Source organism: Paludisphaera borealis (assembly GCF_001956985.1).
Lineage (GTDB): Bacteria > Planctomycetota > Planctomycetia > Isosphaerales > Isosphaeraceae > Paludisphaera > Paludisphaera borealis.
On sequence record NZ_CP019082.1, the window covers coordinates 4,708,983 to 4,730,394 of the forward strand.

The 21,412-nt window shown below is 67.2% G+C and carries 20 protein-coding genes; 9 read left to right on the plus strand and 11 right to left on the minus strand.

Features of this window, described 5'->3' with window-relative positions; genetic code table 11:
- Positions 1–194 precede the first annotated feature (194 nt).
- The 5 genes from BSF38_RS18215 (at position 195) to BSF38_RS18235 (ending at position 6,028) form a co-directional block, all read left to right on the plus strand.
- Entirely contained in the window at positions 195–2,453 is a 2,259-nt protein-coding gene (locus tag BSF38_RS18215) for a flagellar biosynthesis protein FlhA (RefSeq protein WP_076347965.1), read from the plus strand.
- Between the two features lie 56 nt (positions 2,454–2,509).
- Positions 2,510–3,643, plus strand: coding sequence for a flagellar biosynthesis GTPase FlhF (gene flhF, locus BSF38_RS18220; RefSeq protein WP_076351093.1), 1,134 nt, complete (start codon positions 2,510–2,512; stop codon positions 3,641–3,643).
- 48 nt (positions 3,644–3,691) lie between these two features.
- The gene (locus BSF38_RS18225; protein ID WP_076347967.1) at positions 3,692–3,904 is read left to right on the plus strand and encodes a hypothetical protein; all 213 of its coding nucleotides are present in this window, start codon (positions 3,692–3,694) and stop codon (positions 3,902–3,904) included.
- A gap of 319 nt (positions 3,905–4,223) precedes the next feature.
- Entirely contained in the window at positions 4,224–5,000 is a 777-nt protein-coding gene (locus BSF38_RS18230) for a FliA/WhiG family RNA polymerase sigma factor (RefSeq protein ID WP_076347969.1), read from the plus strand.
- Between the two features lie 317 nt (positions 5,001–5,317).
- Positions 5,318–6,028: a hypothetical protein gene (locus BSF38_RS18235; RefSeq protein WP_145952214.1), complete on the plus strand. Its 711-nt coding sequence runs from the start codon at positions 5,318–5,320 to the stop codon at positions 6,026–6,028.
- 36 nt (positions 6,029–6,064) lie between these two features.
- Here the strand turns inward: BSF38_RS18235 and BSF38_RS18240 are convergent, their stop codons facing one another.
- The 6 genes from BSF38_RS18240 to BSF38_RS18265 all read right to left on the minus strand — a co-directional run bounded on the left by BSF38_RS18240 (position 6,065) and on the right by BSF38_RS18265 (position 11,430).
- Positions 6,065–7,156 carry a TlpA disulfide reductase family protein gene (locus BSF38_RS18240; RefSeq protein WP_168189409.1) on the minus strand — a complete coding sequence of 364 codons (1,092 nt, stop codon included), beginning with the start codon at positions 7,154–7,156 and terminating at the stop codon, positions 6,065–6,067.
- Between the two features lie 5 nt (positions 7,157–7,161).
- Positions 7,162–7,536 carry a hypothetical protein gene (locus BSF38_RS18245; RefSeq protein ID WP_076347975.1) on the minus strand — a complete coding sequence of 125 codons (375 nt, stop codon included), beginning with the start codon at positions 7,534–7,536 and terminating at the stop codon, positions 7,162–7,164.
- A 114-nt stretch (positions 7,537–7,650) separates the two neighbouring features.
- Positions 7,651–8,436: a class I SAM-dependent methyltransferase gene (locus BSF38_RS18250; RefSeq protein WP_076351095.1), complete on the minus strand. Its 786-nt coding sequence runs from the start codon at positions 8,434–8,436 to the stop codon at positions 7,651–7,653.
- 167 nt (positions 8,437–8,603) lie between these two features.
- Positions 8,604–9,146 (minus strand): DUF6174 domain-containing protein, encoded by a 543-nt coding sequence (locus BSF38_RS18255; RefSeq protein WP_237170514.1) that lies wholly within the window; start codon positions 9,144–9,146, stop codon positions 8,604–8,606.
- A 31-nt stretch (positions 9,147–9,177) separates the two neighbouring features.
- Positions 9,178–9,873: a hypothetical protein gene (locus BSF38_RS18260; RefSeq protein WP_076347977.1), complete on the minus strand. Its 696-nt coding sequence runs from the start codon at positions 9,871–9,873 to the stop codon at positions 9,178–9,180.
- Between the two features lie 171 nt (positions 9,874–10,044).
- Entirely contained in the window at positions 10,045–11,430 is a 1,386-nt protein-coding gene (locus tag BSF38_RS18265; RefSeq protein ID WP_076347979.1) for a DUF937 domain-containing protein, read from the minus strand.
- 651 nt (positions 11,431–12,081) lie between these two features.
- On the opposite strand from BSF38_RS18265, the gene BSF38_RS18270 reads away from it, so the two are divergent.
- A complete protein-coding gene (locus tag BSF38_RS18270; RefSeq protein WP_210405619.1) occupies positions 12,082–13,026 on the plus strand; it encodes a DUF4886 domain-containing protein in 945 nt (314 codons plus the stop codon).
- Positions 13,027–13,069: 43 nt separating this feature from the next.
- On the opposite strand, the gene BSF38_RS18275 is transcribed toward BSF38_RS18270, so the two are convergent.
- Positions 13,070–14,467: a sulfatase gene (locus tag BSF38_RS18275; protein ID WP_076347981.1), complete on the minus strand. Its 1,398-nt coding sequence runs from the start codon at positions 14,465–14,467 to the stop codon at positions 13,070–13,072.
- A 34-nt stretch (positions 14,468–14,501) separates the two neighbouring features.
- A complete protein-coding gene (locus BSF38_RS18280; RefSeq protein WP_237170515.1) occupies positions 14,502–15,899 on the minus strand; it encodes a sulfatase in 1,398 nt (465 codons plus the stop codon).
- 239 nt (positions 15,900–16,138) lie between these two features.
- On the opposite strand from BSF38_RS18280, the gene BSF38_RS18285 reads away from it, so the two are divergent.
- Together BSF38_RS18285 and BSF38_RS18290 are read left to right on the plus strand one after the other, a co-directional pair.
- Positions 16,139–17,083: a DUF1559 domain-containing protein gene (locus BSF38_RS18285; RefSeq protein WP_076347985.1), complete on the plus strand. Its 945-nt coding sequence runs from the start codon at positions 16,139–16,141 to the stop codon at positions 17,081–17,083.
- A gap of 11 nt (positions 17,084–17,094) precedes the next feature.
- Positions 17,095–17,577 carry a hypothetical protein gene (locus BSF38_RS18290; protein ID WP_076347987.1) on the plus strand — a complete coding sequence of 161 codons (483 nt, stop codon included), beginning with the start codon at positions 17,095–17,097 and terminating at the stop codon, positions 17,575–17,577.
- Between the two features lie 9 nt (positions 17,578–17,586).
- On the opposite strand, the gene BSF38_RS18295 is transcribed toward BSF38_RS18290, so the two are convergent.
- Together BSF38_RS18295 and BSF38_RS18300 are read right to left on the minus strand one after the other, a co-directional pair.
- Complete coding sequence (locus BSF38_RS18295) at positions 17,587–18,024, minus strand: SRPBCC family protein (RefSeq protein ID WP_076347989.1); 438 nt, start codon at positions 18,022–18,024, stop codon at positions 17,587–17,589.
- 4 nt (positions 18,025–18,028) lie between these two features.
- Entirely contained in the window at positions 18,029–18,394 is a 366-nt protein-coding gene (locus BSF38_RS18300) for an ArsR/SmtB family transcription factor (protein WP_076347991.1), read from the minus strand.
- Between the two features lie 133 nt (positions 18,395–18,527).
- Here BSF38_RS18300 and BSF38_RS18305 point away from each other — a divergent pair, with 133 nt between their 5' ends.
- The gene (locus tag BSF38_RS18305) at positions 18,528–20,129 is read left to right on the plus strand and encodes an arylsulfatase (protein ID WP_076347993.1); all 1,602 of its coding nucleotides are present in this window, start codon (positions 18,528–18,530) and stop codon (positions 20,127–20,129) included.
- Positions 20,130–20,248: 119 nt separating this feature from the next.
- Here BSF38_RS18305 and BSF38_RS18310 read toward each other — a convergent pair whose 3' ends face one another.
- Positions 20,249–20,746, minus strand: coding sequence for a YfbM family protein (locus BSF38_RS18310; protein WP_083713066.1), 498 nt, complete (start codon positions 20,744–20,746; stop codon positions 20,249–20,251).
- Between the last annotated feature and the right edge of the window lie 666 nt (positions 20,747–21,412).

Sequence of the window (21,412 nt, forward strand, 5' to 3'; positions counted from 1 at the left end):
CGAGCAAGCCGGTCGTGGGGTCTCGCGAGTTCGGGGGGCCCGGTAAGTCAGCGAAGTAGAGGAACTCCCTCGGGAGGTCCGGACGCCCGCGCCTGTCCGAATCAGGACGCCGGCCGGACCGACGGCGCGGGGGATCGGGTTTTCGCGTCGTCATCGGGTCCATCGTCATTTTTGGGATTGCTGGAGAGCCACGGATGCCTCCTTCGACGTCGAATTCCTTCGCCTCGCTCTCGGGGCGAGCCACGGGCCTGATCCTGCCGATCACGATCGTCGGGGCGGTGCTCGTCTTCGTCGTGCCGATCCCGCCGGCGATCCTCGACGTCTTGCTCGCGGGCAACCTGACGCTCGCCGTGCTCGTCCTGCTGACGACCCTGGCGATCCGCACGCCGCAGGAATTCAGCGCCTTTCCGACGATCCTTTTGACCACCACGCTGACGCGGTTGGTGCTGAACGTCGCCACCACGCGTCTCGTGCTGACGCGGGGCGGCGAGCATCGGCTGGAGGCGGCCGGGCAGGTCATTCGATCGTTCGGCGAGTTCGTGGCCGGCGACCAGGTGCTCGTCGGCGTGATCCTGTTCTCGATCCTGGTCGTGATCCAGTTCGTCGTCATCACCCGGGGCGCCACCCGCATCAGCGAGGTCGCCGCCCGGTTCATGCTCGACGGTCTGCCGGGACGGCAGATGGCCATCGACGCCGACCTTCACGCCGGCCTGATCGACCAGCGCCAGGCCCACGCTCGGCGCGAGCAGGTCTACCGTCAGGCCGACTTCTTCGGTGCGATGGACGGCGCCGGCAAGTTCGTCCGCGGCGACGCCGTCGCGGGCGTCGTCATCCTGATGGTCAACATCTGCGGCGGCCTGTTCCTGGGCGTCGTGAACTACGGCATGAGCCTGGGGGAAGCGGTCGACGTCTTCACGAAGCTGACCATCGGCGACGGCCTGGTCAGCCAGGTGCCGGCGTTCTTGATCTCGCTGGCCGCCGGCCTGATCGTCACGCGGTCGTCGTCCGAGACCGACATCGGCCGCGACGTGGTCGGCCAGCTCACGAGCAAACCCGGCGTGCTCGGCACGTCGGCCGTTTTTCTGGGCCTGCTGGCGTTCACGCCGCTCCCCAAGCTGCCGCTCTTGACGCTCGCCGCCGCGCTCGGCGGCCGGGCGATCTACCTGAGCACCGGCGGCCGCGGCGAACAGACCGAACATGAGGCCGACTCCGAACCGGTCGCCTCGTCGAGCAATCGACGGACCGATCGCGGGTCGTCGAGTCGGGGCGACGAGCCGTCGCATCGGCGATCGACCGAGCACGCGGCCTCGCGGCCGACCGAATCGACGCCGACCGAGACGCTGCGGGTCACGGCCGACGCTCCTTCCGAAGATATGCAAGACCTGCTGCACGTCGATCTGCTTGAGCTTGAGATCGGCTACCGGCTGATCAGCCTCGCCGATCCGACCCGGGGCGGGAATCTCCTCGAACGGCTGCGGACCGTGCGCCAGAACGTGGCCCGCGAGCTGGGCCTGATCGTCCCGCAGGTGCGGATTCACGACGAGATCGGGCTGGCCCCGCATGACTATCGCGTTAAGATCCGGGGCACGATCGTGGGGCAGGGGGTCGCCTACGCCGGTCGGCTGCTGGCGATCCCGCCGGCGGGGATGACCGAGCCTCCGGAGGGCCGCGAGGCCGTCGACCCGACGACCGGCCAGGCGGCGGTCTGGATTCACGCCGAGGGGCGCGAAGTGGCCGAGCTGGCGGGCTGCAAGATTCTCGACGCGGCGGCGGTGGTCGCCGCGCACTTCGGCGAGATCGTCCGCAACCACGCCGACGAGCTGCTGACCCGCGACCAGATCGAACGCCTCCTCGACCGCGTCCGAACCTCGGCGCCCACGCTGGCCGGCGAGGTCGTGCCGGGGTTGTTGCGGCCGGGCGAGCTTCAGCGGCTGTTGCAGAATTTACTCCGCGAACAGGTGAGCATCCGCGACCTGGAGACGATCCTCGAAACCCTGGCCGTCCACGCCGGCAAGACCAAGGACATCGCCGCGCTGACAGAGCAGGTGCGCCAGAGCCTGGCGCGACAGATCACCGAAAGCCATCGCTCGGCCGACGGCCGGCTGCGGGTCGTGACGCTCTCGCAGGCGCTCAACACGCGGCTCTCGGTCGTGGCGGGGCAGGACGATACGCATCCGGCCGAGGCGCTGGGCGACGAGACGGTTCGAAACATCCTCCGCGCGGCGGCCTCGGCCGTCGGCGCGCTCGTCGACGCGGGCCTGCCGCCGATCGTCTTGACGTCGGCCACGGCCCGCGCGGTGCTCAAGGATCTGACCCGGGTCGACCTGCCCGGGCTGGTCATCCTGAGCCAGCGGGAAATCCCCCGCGATACACCGGTCGAGGTGCTCGGCACGGTGGTCGAAGAGGCTCCCGAGGAAATCGGCGCGTTCACCACGACCGAAGCGTTCGCGTGAACATCACGGGCTGAAGACAAAGACGACGAGGGCGAAAGAGGCGGATGGAGATGTCGATGAACGCGAGGACGTACCGAGGCAAGACGATGAAGGAGGCGCTGGCGCGGGTGCGGCGGGACCTCGGCGGCGACGCCGTGATCCTCGCGGCCCGCGAGGTTCGCCGCCGCCGTCTCTTCGGCCTCGGTCCGCGCGGCGGCATCGAGGTCGAGGCGTCGTTGACGATGCCCGCCGACCCGCTCGCCGCGGCCGTCCGAGCGCCGGCGTCGGCCGTGAGCCGCGCTTCGGCTTCCGCTTCGTCGCCGCCGACCGGCCTGGGTTCGGAGCTGGGGCGGATTCATACGATGGTCGAGACGCTCAGCCGCCAGGGGAGGCTCGACCACTGGATGCTCGACCTGCCGAGCGAGCTGACGCCGATCTACGGCCGCCTGCTGGAAGCCGACGTGCCGGAGCTGCTGGCCCGCCAACTCGTCCGCATGGTCGCCGATGCGGCCACGCCCGAAGACCTGGCGACTCCCGGCGACGCGCTTCGAGCCGTCCGCGAGGCGCTCGAAGACGCGCTGGCGATCGCCCCGCCGATCCGGGCGGTGTCGGGGGCGCGGCGGGTCGTCGCGCTCGTTGGACCGACGGGGGTCGGCAAGACGACGACGGCCGCCAAGCTGGCGGCGCGGTTCAAGTTGCGGCAAGGGCTGCGCGTCGGCCTGCTGACGGTCGACACCTACCGGATCGCGGCCATCGAACAATTGAAGACCTACGCCGACATCATCGACCTGCCGCTCGCCGTGGGGAGAGACCCCGAGTCGGCCCGGCAGGCGATCGACGAGCTGGGCGACGTCGACCTCGTGCTGGTCGACACCGCGGGCCGGAGTCCCAGGGACGAGCCCAAGATCCAAGAGCTGGGCGAGCTGCTGGCCCGGATTCGGCCCGACGAGGTCCATCTGGTGCTGAGCGCGGCGACGTCGCAGCGGAGCCTTCGAGCCGCCGCCGACCAGTTCGCGCCGGCGCGTCCCGACCGCTTGCTCTTGACCAAGCTCGACGAAGCCGAGAGTCTGGGCGCGCTCGCCGCGATCCTCGGGCGGGCGGATCGTCCCGTCAGCTATCTGACGACCGGTCAATCCGTCCCCGACGACATCGAGGAGGCCGACCGAAGCCGGTTGGCCAGGCTGATTCTGGGGGAAGAGTCGATCGCGTGAACCGCGAGCGATCGCGACGCGCGGCGGGTTTCCAGAGGAGGAGGGGCGATGGCGGACCAGGCGGAGAACCTGAGACGGCTGGTGCAGGCCCAACGCGACTGGAAGGAGCTGGCGGACGAACCGCCGGCCCCACGCCCGGTCGAGGGGGGCGGCGGCCGTCGAGCTGCCGGCGAAGTCGCCGACTCGTGGAAACCGTTGCGGAACGCGGGCTCGCTGCTGGGCCTTGGAACACGACGGAAGACCGGCCGGATCGCGAGCTAGGCGGCCGGCGAGGCACGGACTTGAATGGTGTGGAAACAAAGCAAGGAGGCGCGGTTATGCTCGGCGGATTATTCGGATTCTTCTGACGACGAGGTTCAAGCTGGTTGGTCGGGTCGTCCGATAAAGATTACGGTTCGAGTTCCTTGATAGGTGAGAGGCAAGGGGCGGGGCGCACCGCTCGCGGCGGTCCTGGAAATATCGATTTCAGACCGGGCGACGGTGAAGTCGGACACATCGCTCGCAGCCGCCGGTAGAGTCATCGTCCGTCCCGGAAGCACATGGATGTGCGTCCTCTCGCGCAGCCGACACGGAGGTCAGGATGTCAACCAAGGTGGATGTGGATGTAACCGAACTCTGGCGGGAGTTCAAGGAACACCCCACCACGGAAATGCGGAATCAGTTGGTCGAGCGTTACTTGGCCCTGGTCAAGTACAACGCCGAGCGCATCTGGCAGCGATTGCCCGAGGGGGTGGATCTCGACGATCTCATCTCCGCGGGAGTCTTCGGCCTGATGGACGCGATCGACGCCTTCGACTTGACGCGCGGCGTCAAGTTCGAGACCTACTGCGTTCCGCGAATCCGAGGGGCGATGCTCGACGAACTTCGGACCATGGACTGGGTACCCCGCCTGGTCCGCTCCAAGGCCACCAAGATGGAAGAGGCCCGCAAGGAGCTCGAAGCCCGGCACGGCCGACCGCCGACCGGACACGAACTCGCCGAGCGGCTCGGCCTGCCGATGGAAGAGTTCGAGAAGATGGCGTCGGACGCCAACGCCGTGGGGCTCATCAGCCTCAACAAGAAGTGGTACGAGACCGACAGTTACAAGGACGTCCGCGAGATCGACATTCTCGAGGACAAGAAGGGCGAAGACCCCACCCACAGGCTGCAGCGCAAAGACCTGATGCGGATGGTGACCAAGGGGCTCAACCGCAACGAACGTCTTATTATTATTCTGTATTATTATGAAGAGCTGACGATGAAAGAGATCGGCGCCACGCTCGACCTGAGCGAGTCGCGCGTGTCTCAAATGCACTCGTCGATCATCCAGCGGCTTCAGTCCCAGCTCTCCCAGCGCCGACCCGAATTCGGCACCTGATCGAGTCGCTTTCCACCACGACCGGCCCGCCGGCCCCGCCCGCCGGCGGCGACCCGCCCGCCCAAGGAATCCGTCCTCTCCGCCTTCGAGACCCACTCGACGGCGGAGAGGACGGATTTCGTGTTTTTGGCGAGTCATGGAACAACCCAGACGCCGAGATCGACCGAATCCGCCCGTCTGTGCTCTTCATTTCGCGTGTCGACCGCTTAGAATGAGAGCATGGACCGGGGGCCTCGTCGCCCTGAACGGGCCGATCGCGCCGTCTCCGAGCGTCGGCTCGGCGCCACTCACGAACTTACAGCTCCGAGGAACGTTCGATGACGAGCATCACAAGAGCGCGCCGAATCCTGCTGACGCTCACCGCCTGCGCGGCCGCATCGCTCGGGGGATCGACACCCGCGAGGGCCCAGTTCGGTGGGATGGGATGGGGGATCGGAGGGTTCAACTATGTACCGTCGCCGACGAACTTCCTGAACGATCACGCGCTGCTCAACGCCGCGCGGGCCGGCCGGCCGGCCTCGAACAACGTGTACGCCGGCAATCCCAACTCTTACGTGAATCGCATCCGCGACAACGGGTTCACGCCGAGCTACGACGTCCAGCGGCGGCGAAGCCCGGCGAGCTCGCCCGTCAACCTGGGGCCGTCGCTCGGCAATCGGACGCCCGCGGCCCCGCCCGTCGAGCGAACCACGGCCGCGGCGCCGGCGACCAAGACCGCGCCGTCGCTGGCGAGCTTCTTCGACCAGAGCCAGACGCTCGTCTGGCCGGCCGACTCGCCGATCTCCGGTGATCTGAAGCCCAAGCGCGACGCCTCCGACCAGTCCGCTCTGGCCGTGCTCACCCAGGTCGCGAACCAGGGCCGGGCGACGATCGGCTCGGCGACCGACGCCCGCCAGAAACTGCTTGAGTACGGACGTCCCGCGCTCCAGGAAATCCGCGAGACGGCCACGCCGGTCGTCGCCGACTCGTTCCACTCGTTCCTGCTCTCGCTCTACGATTCGCTGCGGCAGGCGGCGACGGCGCCCTGATCGGTGCCGTCGGATCGCCCGGGGGCTCGGCCGCGATCAGCGGCCGACGACCTTGGAGACGGTCGATTCGAAGTTTTTCCTGGTCAGGTCGATCGCGGCGACCTTGCCGTCGCGGCCGATCAGGACGTTGGCGGGGATCTCGGTGACGCCGTACGTCTTGGCGACGTCGCCGTCGGCGGGACGGTTGACCAGGGTCGGCCAGCGGACGTTGTAGTCGAACACGAACCGGCGGATGTTCGGCAGCAGGCTTTCGAGCTTCGGCGCGCCCTCTTGCATGAGATCGAGGTTCACGCCCACGATCTCGAGCCCCTGCGGGTGGAACGTTTCATAGGCCTGCTGGAGCCACTCGGTTTCGGCCGCGTTGGGCAGGCACCAGGTCGCCCAGAAGACCACGAGGACGGCTTTGCCCTTGACGTCGGCCAGGCTGAACGGCTTGCCGTCGAGGTCGACCCCCTGGATCGGCGCGGCGGGCTCGCCGACCAGCTTCAGGCGGGTCAGCCGGCTGCTCAGAAAGGCTTTGACCGTGGGCTGATCGGCGTGCTCGACGGCGAGCTCGAACGCCTTGCGGGCGATGTCGAACCGTCCGCCCTGGACCAGCCGTTGATAGTAGGCGTCGCAGATCGAGACCACTTCCTCCGACGTCAGGGCGACCGCCGGCTCGCCCTCGGCGGCGGCTTTGTCGACTTTCGCCATGATCGAGCGGAGGTCGATCAGCGACTGGTCGTAGTCGCCCCGGTCGCACTCCGCGACCAGCTTGACCAGGTGGGCCAGCGCGCTGGTCGTCGGCGACGGGCTGCCCCCCTTGATCACGGAGTCGGCCGCCGGCTCGGCTTCCACGAACAGGTTGCCCGCGATCGCCAGGCGGAAAAGCTGCTGGTAGACGGCGGCGGCCTCCTTGGGCTGGCGCTCGGCGGCCAATTTTTGCAGGCGGTTCAGCCGGTCGCGCTCCAGCTCGTGAAGCTTGCGGCTGTAGTCTTCGTCGATCGCGCGCAGCGCGCCGTCGGCCTCGCGAGCCTGCGGGGCCTGGGCCAGAGCCGAGACCGGGACCGAGGCTGAGGCGCCGAGAGCAAGCAGCCCGAGCACGGTCGCGCCGGCGGCTCGCAAGATCGGGGTGGAAGGCGTCGTCATGATGGTCAACTCTCCTGGTTCGGCGAAGACGAAAAGCATGCGGGGCGTCTCGATCGCGGCGACGTCGCGGCGATCGGACCGGGTCGAGGGCCTGGGGTCGACGAAACGCTCGGCCGTGGGGTTTTCGGGGCTCGCGCGTGCGTCTTGTGGATCGACCGCCAGAGCGCGGCCGCGAACAGCAGGGCGACCATCGCGGCCAGGCCCCAGAGGAGGGCCTTGACCCAGGCCGGCAGCGGGGCCGAAGGCGTGTCGCGCAGGTAGTCGGCGAACGGCCTCGCCGGCCCCGCCGAGGAATCGTCGGCGTGGCTGCGAAACAGCTCGTGCTCGCGCTGCCTGATCGAGATTTCCTGCTCCGGCTCGTCACGTCGCGCCGCGGACATCCGACCGTTCTCCACGGGGACCCTTGAGTTCGCCGTTGATGCTCAGCTCCAGACTAGTGAGAGCTGGGCCCTCGCACAATGGGAAGGGCGCGCGGGCGGTCCGGCCGCCTCGATTCAGGGCTCGGCCCGGAAGAACCAATCCCAGCTCGGCGGGCAGTCGGCCAGCTCGGCGCCGCCGGCGAAATTGTCGTCCCACGGGTACAGCACCTTGCTCACCGTGATCGAACGGAAGCCGGCCCTGGCGAGCCGGTGCTCGAGCTCGAACCCGTGCCAGAACTTCTGTCGGAGCCCTCGAAATTTGAACCGGCCGAACGCGAAATCATAGTACCGATGCTCGGCGTGGAAGGCCGCGAACCGCTCGGCGTCGGCCGGCTCCATCCCATGGTCGAGGGCCTGGTCGTGGAGCAGCAGGGTGTGGTACTGGATGGCGTCGATCGACGGCGCGATCCCCAGGAACACGCCGCCCGGTCGCAGGCACGCCCGCACGGCTTCGAGCGTGCGCTGGATGCACCGGACGTCGGGCATGACCAGCGAGTTGATCGCCACCGCCGCGTCGATCGTCCCCACGCGGTCGGCAAGGTCGTCCATCGGCCGCTGGAGGAATTCGACCCGCGCCCGATCGGCCTCCGCAACCTGCTCCCGCGCCCGCTCGATCATCCCCGGCGCGAAGTCGAGGGCGACGACCCGCCGGAACCGCCCCAGCAGCGGGCCCAGGAGCGGCCCGGTGCCGCAGCCGAGGTCGGCCGCCGTCTTGGCGCCGGCGTCGCCAACTGCGTCGAGCGCCTGCCAGAGCGGGTTCACGACGTCCGTTGCGTACGGATCGAGAAAGACGTCGTTGTACCGGGCCGCGTGGCGGCTCCAGCTACGCTCCTGATTTGGGGTGTGGCCGTTGAAATTCATCACGATCCGGATCAACCTCGGGACGACCGGAGCTTCGATCTCGGCGCGCGATCAACCGCGCGAACGCCCTTCGGGGCGTCCGAAACGACGACGGCCGGCTCCTCTCCTGGAAGTATAGTCCACCTCGTCCCGTGGTTACGGAACTTTCGGACGAGATGAAAGGAGTTTCAGGTTTTCGGCGAACCGTCCGGGTTGACTGGGATAATGGTGGGGATCAGGTGGATCACGTCGATGGCGAGCCCCTGGGTGGTGCCCAGCACGTCGCGGTGGTACGAGACCGGATAGCCGAGCTTGGGGTCGAAGCGGGCGCGCATCACCACCTTGGCCTCGGGGGGCTGGCCGAACGGGCGCTCGGTCTTGAGCTGCGCCAGCTCGTCGGCGATCGTCGTGAACAGACCGTCGACGCTGTAGAACTTCGTCTCGGCGGGATGCACCGGGACCTCGTCGCCCTTTGGGGTCAGCGACACGATCAGGGTCACCGCGCCGTCGCGCACGGTGACGACGTAGTGGGCGGAATTCGTTCCCGACGCTTTCCATTCGAGCTGGTAATTGCGAACTCCGGCGCGCGCCCAGACCGCCTTGGCGGCGGCCAGCGAGTCGGCCGTGACCGTCTCGCCTCGCGAGCAGCCCGCAACGGCCGCCGCGACGACCGCCGGCAAGACGATGCACCCGATCCAACGAACGACGAGACCCGGTCGATGCTCTGCCATGCGCGGTTTCAACGGATTCGATCTCCTCTCTCTACGGCCGGGGCTGCGGGGAATCGAGGGGGAGGACCAGCTCGGAGCCGTCGAGCGTCAGGCCGCCGATCCGAGGCGTCGCCAGGAGGTCGAACCGGTTGGCGTCGCCGAACGCCCAGGTGGCGACCGAGGTCTTGCGGCGCGTCCTGCCGGAAAGCCGTCGCCAGACCGATCGGATCAGGGCGTCGGCCGGCGTCGGCGACTGGATGATCGCCCGGCGTCCTCGAACGAGGGCCGAGACGATGGGCTCGACGCGCGGATCGAGGGCCGCCGCCGGATCTTCGCGGCTCGCAACCACCTTCAACGCGCCTTGCGGCAGGGGGCGTTCCTGGTCGTCGAGGGTCCAGTCGGCGCGGAAGGCCGGGACGAAGACCAGGGGGTCGGCGTTCGCCCGGCGATAGGTCCACGAGGTGACGAATACGGCATGGAACGCCGTCGCGCCGGGCCTTCCCTGGTCGTCGCACCCCAGCGAATCGGCCTGGACGATCATCCACTGCGCGCGTCCCACCGGCGTCGCGAAGTGGCTTCGGAACGACTCGACGCCCGACGGCCGCTCGCCGAACCCCTGGCAGGCGTTCCGCATCGCTTCCAGCCATTCGGGGAGGCAACCTTCCGAGCGGGCCAGCACGGCGTAGCCGCGGTTCCAGAACGGAAAGCTCCCGTACACCGCCTGCTCGTATCGAATCGTCCCGAACATGATCGCCGGCGCTCGCGCGCCTTGAGACTCCCCCGCCGCGTCGCGTTCTTGCCATGCCTCTGAGAATAGCGGGCCGACGACGGTGAAAGAAGCCAGACGCGCCAAGAACGAAGCGAGCGAGCGGTCGACGCGCGACCGCTCGCTCGCCCGATTTCGGCCTTTGAGTCTTGGTTACTGGGGGATGATGACGACGTAGACGGCGGTTTTCTTGGTCTGGATGGGGGCGTCGAGCGAGTCGGCGGCCCGGACCTCGGCGACGACGCGCTCGCCAGGGACGCCGGCCCCGATCAGGGCGTCGCGGACCGCATCGGCTTGTTTCTGGGCGGTGGCCAGGCGTTCCTTCTGGTCGTCGGCCCCGCCGGGCGACTCGCGGGCCTCGATTTTGAGTTTCGCCTTCGGATACGCCTTGGCGATCGTGGCGAGGTGTTCGGCCGAGTGAACCGAGTCGGGCGTGAGCTTGGAATTCTGGTCGAATGCGAGACCTTCGGCCTCAAAGGTCTGGGCCGTTTTCGCCGTCTCGTCCCGGAGCATCTTGACGGCGGCTTCAAGGTACGAGCCCTCGGGGACTTCGACGGTGGCGTCGCCGGGGAGGGCCAGGGAGATCCGTTGGGCGCCGGTCTCGACGACGCGTCGGCCGTCGGCCGTCGTCGCGGGCGACGTCACGTCGTCTCGCAACGCCGCCGGCGCGTCGGCGTGCACCGTCTTGTCGGGCGCGGGGGGCGCGCTTCGAGCAAGGTCGGCCGTATTGATTGGTTTGTTCTCCGGCCTGGGAGGGTTGGCCTTCGGGAGGAAATAGTAGCCAGCCGCCACCGCCAAGATCCCCAGAGCCAGCGGGATCGCCCACCGCGTGGCTGAGGGGCCTCTGGAGACGGGCATGGTGCGGTGGATCGTCGTCGAGTGGACGGATGCGGGTGTTCCTTTCGCAAAGCCGGGAGAAGCGGCACCGGGGGAAGGGGAGGGAGTGCGCGTGGGATCGGTCCACGTGCCGAGATCGGCGAGGCTGCGCACGCCCAGCGTCTCCGCGAGCTTGCCGGGCGCGAGGGCGGCGATGGAGTCGCGCTGGGTCAGGAGGAAGTTGCGGAGGCTGTCGCCGGTAAGCCCGCGCGTGGCGGTCTCCTCGCGGATCATACCCATCAGCGTGGGGGCGAGAAGGCTCATCAGGGTGGCGGCCGTCGCCGGCTTGGCGCCGCTGTCGGTCGCGATGAGGTTCAGCACGGCGTCCAGCTTGTCGCCGAAGATCGACCGGAGCGCCGACCGTCCGTACTTCACGAGTGGGTCGAGTCCGACGACGTCGCCGAGACCCGCCAGATGATTCAACAGGCCCGAGAGCCCGCCGAACCGCGCCATCTCTTCGGGCTCGCGGCTCACGAGATCGACTAGACGGTGAGCGTCCGTCGTCCCGGTCGCGGCCTTGAGCAGCCCGGCGAGGATCGTGGGAGCGCCTAGGCTCAGAACCTGTTCCACGCGATCGGGCTGCGCGTTGAGCATTACGCTCAACTGATGAATCGCCTCGCTGGTCCAGAAAACCTTCATCTTGCTGAGTAAATCAACGGCCATGGTGCGTCCTCCACCCAACCGGCGACATTCGCGAATGCTCGCTCGCTTGGTGTTGCGAAACCGGGTGACTCTCCGACGTCCCGAGACGTCGGACCTCGCCGACTTCTCCTCCCCACTGCCAGCAACCGCCGTGCCGCCGAAGCCCGCTCGGACCGATCCCGATACCGGTTCCCTTATTTAATAGCCTTGAAAAGTGCGTGACGTCTTGTGTGATTTGTGATGAATGTTATGCAATTGTTGTCGACGTGCTCTGGAAGTAACTCGTGGGACCGACCGCGGGACGATCGGGAGAGTGAATTACAAACCATCATGACGCCGTCGGGACACCCGGCCTCATGAAAATGCGAGGGAGGTCCGGGTCCGGATACGAGCCCGATGCGCCAGCGAGTGAATTTCTGGTCGGCCGCTCGAATCGATTCACTCGCTGGCGGAAAAAGCGTCGAGTCATCGGGGACGAAAGTGAAAGCCGGATTCTGGGATTCTTACGATTCCCTCGGCGGTTTGTTAGGTTAAGAGACGAGGTCGGCGAGCGAGGTCCGTACGTATACGTACCGCGCGCGAGGGAGCCTCGTCGTTCCGCCTCTACGGACAAGCCGAAGCCTTTGGGGTCGAATCGCGATGCGGGATCCGATTTCTCGATATGTCGGGCGGTTGAGTCTGATCCTCGTTCTGCCGATCCTGGTCGGCGCGGGGAAGGAGGAGCCCAGGACGGTGCGATTGCTGACCGTGGGCAACAGTTTCTCGGGGAACGCCACGCACTATCTGTCCGACGTCGTCACGGCGGCGGGCGACGTCCTTGTGCACCATCAGGCGGCGATCCCGGGCGGAACTCTCGAACAGCACTGGGAGAAATTCCAGCGTCATGAAGCCGATCCGAACGATCCGCGCGGCCTCTATTCCACCAAGATGAGCCTGAAGCAAGAGCTGGCCGCCGAGCCGTGGGACTACGTCACGATCCAGCAGGCGAGCATCAAGAGCCACGACGTCTCGACCTACCGGCCGTTCGCCCGCCGGCTTGTCGACTTGATCCGGGTCCAATCGCCCCGCGCGAAGGTGCTGGTCCACGAGACGTGGGCCTACCGTCGCGACGATCCCCGGTTCGCCGTCAAGTCGCCCGGCCCCGGCGAGCCGGCCGACCAGGAGGCGATGTATCGGGGCCTCTCCCACGCCTACCGGACGATCGCCGGCGAGCTGGGCGCGGCGATCATCCCGGTCGGCGACGCCTTCCACCTGGCCGACGCCGATCCCGAATGGGGCTATCGGCCCGATCCGAAATTCGACTTCGCGAAGGCGACGTTCCCCGCGCTGCCCAAGCAGACGCACTCGCTGCACTTAGGCTGGAAGTGGTCGAAACGAGGCGGCGGTCGGTACGCGCTGGACATCGACGGCCACCACGCGAACGTCGCCGGCGAGTACCTCGGCGGCTGTGTGTTCTACGAGGTGCTTTACGGAAAGTCGGTCGTGGGCAATGCGTTCCGCCCCCGAGGAATCAATGCTGACTACGCCCGCTTCCTTCAGGAAACGGCCCATCGAGCCGTCGCCGGATCGCGGGTGATCGGTGCCCGGACGAAAACGCTGGCCGAGGCGACGCGCTGAATTTGGCCTGCGCCGCCTCGGCCGGGAGGATCTTGAGGATGGATTACTCGCCGGCTCGCGCGGCGGTTTTCGCCGCCGCGCCCGGGCGGCCGGTGGGGTTGATGTCGGGATGGTTCGAGGTCGGCAGCCATTTGGCCAGCTCGACCTTTTTCGAGGCGTACTTGGGGTCGTTGGCGAGGTTGACCCATTCGTACGGGTCGGCTTTCTCGTCGTAGAGTTCCTCGTCGCCGTTCTCATAACGGATGTAGCGCCAGTCCTCGGAGCGGACGGCGTGGTTCTTGAACCGGTGGGTGGTCACGGCGGGCTGATCCCACGGGGCTTTCGGGTCGACGAGCAGCGACCGGATGCTCTTGCCCTCGACGTGCTTGGGCGTGGGGACGCCGCAGAGGTCGGTGAGCGTCGGGAAGATGGTCATGAAGTCGACGGTCCGCTCGCAGACCGTCCCCGGCTTGGTCACGCCGGGGGCGACCCAGATCAAGGGGGCGCGGGTGGCCTCTTCCCAGAGGGCGAACTTGCGCCAGTGGCTCTTCTCGCCGAGGTGCCAGCCGTGGTCGCCCCAGAAGACGATCACGGTGTCGTCGCGGTAGGCCGAGCGGTCGAGGCCGTCGAGCAGGCGGCCGATCATGGCGTCGCAATACGAGATCGCCGCGAGGTAGCCCTGGACGGCCTCCTTCCAGCGCCCGGATTCGAGCATCGCCTTGTGGTCGCCCTCGGGCTTCGCCATCTGCACGCCGGCCGGGGGGACGTCGTTAAGGTCGTCGGGGCGGTGCGGCGGCAGCTCGATCGATTCGAGCGGGTGCTGGTCGTAATACTTGCGGGGGACGTTCCACGGCATGTGCGGCTTGTGCAGGCCGACCGTCAGCAGGAACGGCTTGTCGTGCTTCTGGCCGAGCTGGTCGATCGCGTAGTCGACGATCTTCCACTCGCGAAGGTCTTCGTCCTTGCAGTCGAGCGGCGCGAACTTGATGCCGCCGACTCCGGTGTCGCCGGTCGGCTTGGGGTCCTGGCCGGCGGTCGGCAAGTATTCGTTCCACTCGGTCCGGCGGCCGTAGCTCTCGTGGTAGATCTTGCCCGCGCCGTGGATGGTGTAGCCCGCTTTGCGGAAGGCGGTCGGCAGGGTGAGTTCGGGCGCGATCGCCGTCCGCCAGTCGTCGTCGTTCTCGTAGACGCCCGAGGTCGACGGCCGCAGGCCGGACATCAGCGCGGCTCGCGACGGATTGCAGACCGGCGCGGCGCAGTAGCTCCGGGTGAACCGGACGCCTCGGGCGGCGAGGCGGTCGATGTTGGGCGTGGCCGTCTGGCGGTTGCCGCCGAGGTAGCCGACCCAGTCGTTGAGGTCGTCGACGGCGATGAACAGCACGTTCGGCCGGTCGTCGGCCCGCGCTTCGGCGGCCGTCGCGAGCGCGAGGCCCGCGACGAACGCCCAGTTGAAAGACTTCATCAAGATTCGCTCCGTTGGATAATCGGGCTTTGAGTCAGTTCTTGGCCTGGGCCGCCGGGCCGCCTTGCCCCCACAGCGGGGTGGCGAGCTGGCGGCTCCAGTCTTCCCAGGAGGCGAGCAGCTCCTTGGCCTTGTCGGGATAGTCGGCGCTGCGGTCGCGGGTCTCGCCCTGGTCTTCGGCGAGGTTGTAGAGGCGGAAGGGGGTCGCGTGGGCGGTGCGGGGGTTGGACGTCGCGCCGGGGGTGTCGAGCGTCGCGTCGTACCGCACGAGTTTCCAGTCGCCGCGACGGATCGCCGCCTGGTCGCCAAGCCGCCAAAAGAGCGTGTCGTGCGGCGCCTTCGTCTCGGCTCCGGTCAGGTACGGCAGGAGGTTGACGCCGTCGAGGTTCCAGTCGGGCTGGGGGGGGACGCCCGCGGCGGCCAGCGCGGTCGGCAGCACGTCGAGCTGGATCACCGGCTGATCGTAGACCTTGCCGGCCGGCAGCTTGCCCTTCCAGCTCGCGACGAACGGGACGTGGATTCCGCCTTCGAGCGTCGTCCGCTTCGAGCCCCGGAACGGGGCGTTGCTTGAGCCGTTGATCGTCGTGCCCAGCATGGTCGGGCCGCCGTTGTCGCTGAAGAAGACGATCAGCGTGTTCTCTTCAAGGCCCGACGCCCGAAGCTTGTCGAGCACCGCGCCGACCGCGTCGTCGAGGGCTGAGAGCATGGCCGCGTAGGTCCGCCGGGTCGGGTCGGCGATGCTCGCGAACCGGGCGACTCGCTCGCTGGTCGCGTCCATCGGCGTATGCACGGCGTTGAAGGCGAGTTCGAGGAAGAACGGCGCTTCCTTGTGGCGGTCGATGAACGACACCGCCTCGCGGGCGAAGGCGTCGGTCAGGTACGTCGGCTCCTCGATGAGCTTGGTCCCGCGATAAATGTCGGTGCTCTTACCGGCGAAATACGTGTGGGCGCCGCCGAGGAACCCGAAGAACTCGTCGAAACCCCGCTTCTGCGGGTGGAACTGCGGAGCCCCGCCGAGATGCCACTTGCCGACCAGGCCCGTCACGTAGCCGGCGGCTTTGAGCCGGTCGGCGATCGTCGTCTGCGACGTCGGCAAACCGAACGGAACCCCGCCGGCCGCGCCCGGCCCGCCGCCGTTGAACTCGTGCCCGAACCGCTGCTGATAACGACCCGTCAACAGCCCCGCGCGGGTCGGACTGCAATACGGGCCGGAAACATAGCCGTTCGTGAACTTCACCCCGCTCGCCGCCAACGCGTCAAGGTGCGGCGTCGGAATGTCGCGGGCCCCCTGGAAACCCAGGTCGGCGTGCCCCAGGTCGTCAGCCACCAAAAGTACGATGTTCGGCTTCCCGGCCTCGGAAGCCGAACCCACTCCCGAACTTGCGACGATCACCATCGCGGCCAGCATCACGGCGGACAAATCACGGCGCACGGCACGTCCCTCCATTCAAGGTCTAGCAGAACAAGAATCGCCTCTCCGCCGATCGTCGCCGGTCAGCGGCAAGGAGCCAACCTTACCGATATCATTCTACTTTGGTCAAGATAGTCTAGATTGATGTTGACAAAGTCGATAGACAATGCGAGGTTTGTGGGCGTGGCCTGTCGGATACGGCGGGCGGTAAGGATTTGGGAGTAATGGCGAAGGCGCCGTCTGATTTGGGGAGAGTTGTGATGGGAATCAGGAAAAAGACCCTTGCCGGATCGTTGCGGATCGGGCGGGCGGGATTCACGTTGATCGAGTTGTTGGTGGTGATCGCGATCATCGCCGTGTTGATCGCGCTGTTGTTGCCGGCGGTGCAGTCGGCGCGTGAGGCGGCGCGGCGGATTCAGTGCACGAACAATCTGAAGCAGCTTGGCCTGGCGCTGCACAATTATCACGACGTCCACGGGCGGTTCGCGCCGGGGTCGATCCAGGTGACGGTCAATAACATCGCGTATCGCCAGCCGTTCATCACGTCGCTCATGCCGTTCCTGGAGCAGGGCAATCTGACCAACAGCTTCAACTTCACCCTCTCGTTCCAGGCCGACGGCAACCAGACGACCCGCGCGGCGCGGGTGAACGCCTTCGACTGCCCTTCGGATCAGCAGGTCGTGTTCGTGAACAACGGCGGCAACGTGACCGACGTCAAGGGGAGCTATGGCGTCAATTGGGGGCAGAACACGTACAGCGACCAGGTGTCGCCGGCGCCGTTCTTTCTCAACTACGGCGCGTCGTTCGCCGAGATCGTCGACGGCACGAGCAACACCTATTTGATGTCCGAGTTGATCCAGTTGCCGCACCCGCCGGGCCAGGACGTTTCGGTCATCGACCGTCGCGGCCGGGTCTGGAGCGATCAGCCGTCATCGCACCAGATCACGTCCCGAAACGCGCCCAACACCCAGGTGCCCGACTATGGCGCGTGCTGGAACGGGACCGATCCCAAGGCCCCCTGCCAGCGCAACACCAACGACGGCCCCAACCACTACCTGTCGGCGCGCGGCAAGCACCCCGGCGGCGTCAACACGCTGATCGGCGACGGCTCGGTCCGGTTCATCAAGGATTCGATCTCCCTGCCGACCTGGCGCGCGATCAGCAGCCGGGCCGGCGGCGAGGTCATCAGCGCGGACTCCCTCTAAGGATGACGACCATGCAAACCGATCGCCTCCTTGCACGCCGACGCCGGGGCTTCGTCCTCGGTGCCGGCCTCGCTCTCGCGACCTCGATCGCCGCCGCGGGTTGCAGCGACGAAAGCCCGGTCCGGCAGGCGGTCTCCGGGACCGTCGCGCTTGACGGCAAGCCGCTGGCGGCGGGCTCGATCACGTTCGTCCCGGTGGAAGGCGTGACCGCCGCGACCGCCGAGGTCGTCGACGGCGCCTTCCAGACCGGCCGATCGACGGGGCCGGCGCCCGGCCGCTACCAGGTCGAGATCGTCGCCGTTCAGTCGACCGGCAAAACGATCCCCCACCCCGACTTCCCCGAGACGACGATCGAGGAGGTTCGCAACCTCGTCCCGCCTCGCTACAACGTCAAAACCGAGCTGAAGGCCGAGGTCAAGCCCGATGCCAACGAGCCGTTCACCTTCAACCTCTCCAGCCAGACGGCGACCTCGCCACGTACCCGCCGACGGTGACGTTGAGGTTCACGCGAGGGTCGCGGCCAGGGCGTCGAGGAGCTTACCCCAGCCGACTCTGGACCGCTCCTTGTACTCGGCCATCTCCGCGCTGAATTCCTGGGTCAGCGTCAGCTCGCAGCCGGCGGGAAGCGGGACGATGTCGACGCTCACCCGACTGGGGTGATCCGGGAGCTTGTCGACCCAGAAGTCGAAGACGAGCCGGCGCGGGCGGTCGATCTCCAGGTACGCGCCGGTGTGGGCGACGTCTTCGCCGTCACGCCGGTCGACGATGACGAACGACCCGCCGACGCGCGGATCGACCTCTACCCGCACGACTTCCCCCGTCTTCGTCGCAAACAGCCAAAGGCCCACCGTCGCCGGGTCGAGCCAGGCGTCGAAGACCCGCTCGGGCGAGGCGTCGAAGCGGCGGACGACGGTCACGGCGATCTGCGGTTCCCTGCTCATCGGGTTATCCTTCCTCGGACGATCCGCCGGCCGTCGCCCGATCCTCGGCCCTCAACACCGCGTCGAGGGCGTCGAGCCGGGCGGTCCAGGCCGCGCGCTGAGCGTTGATCCAGGCGGCGGCCTCGTCGAGCGAACTGGGATCGAGCGACAACACGTGCTCACGCCCCGCCCGCCGCCGATGCACCAGCCCCGCCCGTTCCAAAATCTGAATGTGCTTCGACACCGCGTTGAGCGACATCGCGAACGGCCGCGCCAGCTCGGTGACCCGCGCCTCGCCCTCCGACAGCCGACGCAAAATCGCCCGCCTCGTCGGATCGGCCAGAGCCGACAACGTCTGATCCAGCTCGGTCGGATTGCTCTCAGTGATCATTGCTCAACCTTTTGGTTGAATGTAGGGGCCGTCGGCGTGGCAGTCAAGGCGTCGGTTTCACGAATTGTTTAAACTGGAGTCGGAGATGGGGCTGTCGGGTTTTCGTGCCGAATTAAGATATGAGAGAAACGCGATGAAGAAGACGGTGGCTCTCGGGTGGTTGGTCGCGATGGTCGGTCTGGGGTCGTCGCCCGCGACGTCGTCGGCGGCGTCGTCGGCGGCAGACGCCCGGCCGAACGTGGTGGTGATCCTGGCCGACGACATGGGGTTCTCGGATCTGGGCTCTTACGGCGGCGAGATCGAGACGCCGATTCTTGACGGCCTGGCGGCGAACGGGCTGCGGTTCACGCAGTTCTACAACACGGGCCGGTGCTGGCCGTCGCGCGCGGCGTTCTTGACGGGCTATTACGCTCAGCAGGTCAACCGCGATCCCGCGAAGCGTCGGCCCGAGTGGGCGACGCTGCTGCCGGAACTGCTCCGGACCTCGGGCTATCGGACGTACCATTCGGGCAAGTGGCACGTCGATGGGCCGGTGCTCGCGGGTGGATTCGAGCGGTCGTATCTCGTCACCGACCATGACCGCAATTTCAATCCCCGCGAGCATTTCGTCGACGACCGCCCGGTGCCATTGCCGAAAGCCGAGGATCACTATTACTCGACCAAGGCCATCGCCGAGCATGGCGTCTCGTGGCTGGCCGAGCACGAGAAGGCCCACAAGGACGAGCCGTTCTTCCTCTACATCGCGTTCACGGCGCCGCATTTCCCGCTCCAGGCGCCGGCGGAGGACGTCGCGCGCTACCGCGACCGCTACCAGGTCGGCTGGGACGTGATCCGCGACCGGCGGTGGAACCGGATCAAGCAGTTGGGGATCGTCGACGGGGCCTTGCCCGCTTACGACCCCAAGACGCTCCCCGGCTGGAACCTCTCGGAGGAGGAGCTGCACGCGCGGATCGGGCCGGGCGAGACGGGGGTCGTCGGCCCCTGGGACGCCCTGACCGACGAGCAGAAGCGGTTCCAGACCGCGAAGATGGCGGTCCACGCGGCGATGGTCGACCGGATGGACCGGGGGATCGGTCTCGTCGTCGATCGGCTCAAGGCGATGGGCGCATTCGAGAACACGCTGATCCTCTTCATGTCCGACAACGGCGCGAGCGCCGAACAGATGATTCGGGGCGACGGCCACGACCCCAAGGCCGAGCCGGGGGCGGCGCGGTCGTTCCTCGGCCTCGGGCCGGGTTGGGCCACGGTGTCGAACACGCCGTTTCGGCTGTACAAGGTCTGGAACCACGAGGGCGGGATTTCCACTCCGTTGATCGCCCACTGGCCCAAGGGGATCGCCGCGCGTGGTGAACTCCGGCGCACGCCGGGCCACCTCGTCGATCTCGCGCCGACAATCTTCGAGTTGGCCCGGATCACGCCCCCCGACTCGTACCACGGCGAGCCCCGCCCCCCGCTCCCCGGCCGCAGCCTCGTCCCCGCGTTCGCGCACGACGTGACCGTCCCGCACGACTTCCTCTTCTTCAAGCACGAAGGCAACCGCGCCCTCCGCGCCGGCGACTGGAAGATCGTCTCCAACGGCCCAGCAGGCGCCTGGGAACTCTACAACCTCGCCGTCGACCGCACCGAGACCCACAACCTCGCCGCCGACCAGCCCGACCGCCTCAAGGCCCTCGTCGCGATCTGGGAACGCCAGGATCGGGAATACCAAACCCAGGGCGCGACGGGGAAGCGCTAGAGATAGCGCGGCCAGCGTGCAGCTCAAATGCAAACTGCGGTAGGAATGGCCGAATACCAACCATCACGATGGTTGGTATTCCGGGGCCGCGGAACCCGTCGGGCGTTCGGCGGCGTCGTTCAGCTCAGGTACAGCAGCATCGCGTCGCCGGCCTGGGCGGCGGATCGGAAAAACGCGACAAGCTCCGTGTAGTGGCTCGAAACGAGGTCGCGCTCTTGATCGTCGCCCCGCCAGTCGTGCGGATAGATCTCCGCCTCGTTCAACGCCTCGTGGTCGAAGCTTTCGAGGAGCACGAACACCGGGACGTCTTCAAGGGCGTCGGCGACTTCCTGGACTTCATCGGCGGTCAGGAACCGGACTGGGCCGTAGCCGAGATCGTCGTCGCCGATCGGCTCGCCGCCCAGGACGGCGTTGAGCCGGGGCGGCTCGCCCTCCCAGGGGACGCCGTTCAACAGATAATGGATCGCGTGCCAGGATTTGTCGACGCTGAGCCGCCGCTCGCGCGGATGCTCGTGCTCATCCTCGGGGTAGAGGTAGTCGACGATCGAAGCCGTGCTCGCCCGGAGCCTCGCCAGCTCGTCCGGGCTGACCCGAAGATATTCGCCGCTCATCGACATGGAACCGACAACCTCCGGCGCAGGACGTTCGAAACGGCCGAGCTTCGTCGATTCTACGCGAAATCGACTCCCGATGCGACGGACACGCTGCCTCGCCCGAGCCGCGGCGCGGGCCGCGAGTTGCTGGTGCGATCTGCCATGAAAATACTCCCGCGAGGCCAGGTCCGAGTACAAGCCCGAAGCGCCAGCGAGTGGATCGACGTTCGGCCGTTGGACCCATTCACTCGCTGGCGCTTCGGGCTTGTACTCGGACCTGGCCGACCGCGATCCTCCATCCCTAACGGGTGGGAAGGTGAAATCTAAGAACTCCACGGCGGGCTTTCCTCGGCGAGGCGTTGCCTGTCGTATGTTTATAATGGCGGATTAGCGGCCGGGGTTCTTTGGCAACCTGATTTGCAGAGGCGAACGATCCCGCGCGGGTTGAAAAAGAAGACGGTCGAACCCAATCAGGCCGGACGGCGGCGCGAGGGCGTTCGCGGCGGACGACCGGGAAAAGCGCGCGAACGGACCCAATCGGCGTCCCGGCCACGTCGCGACGCCGGTTCCGCGGAAACGCGAGCGAACGAACCCAAAATCTGAGCCGGTGCGTTTGGCGCAAGTTCAATCAAAGAAAGTCGTTTGCGGCGTTCGTGCCGAGTGCGGATCGGAGCTTTTGGCGCGATCGAA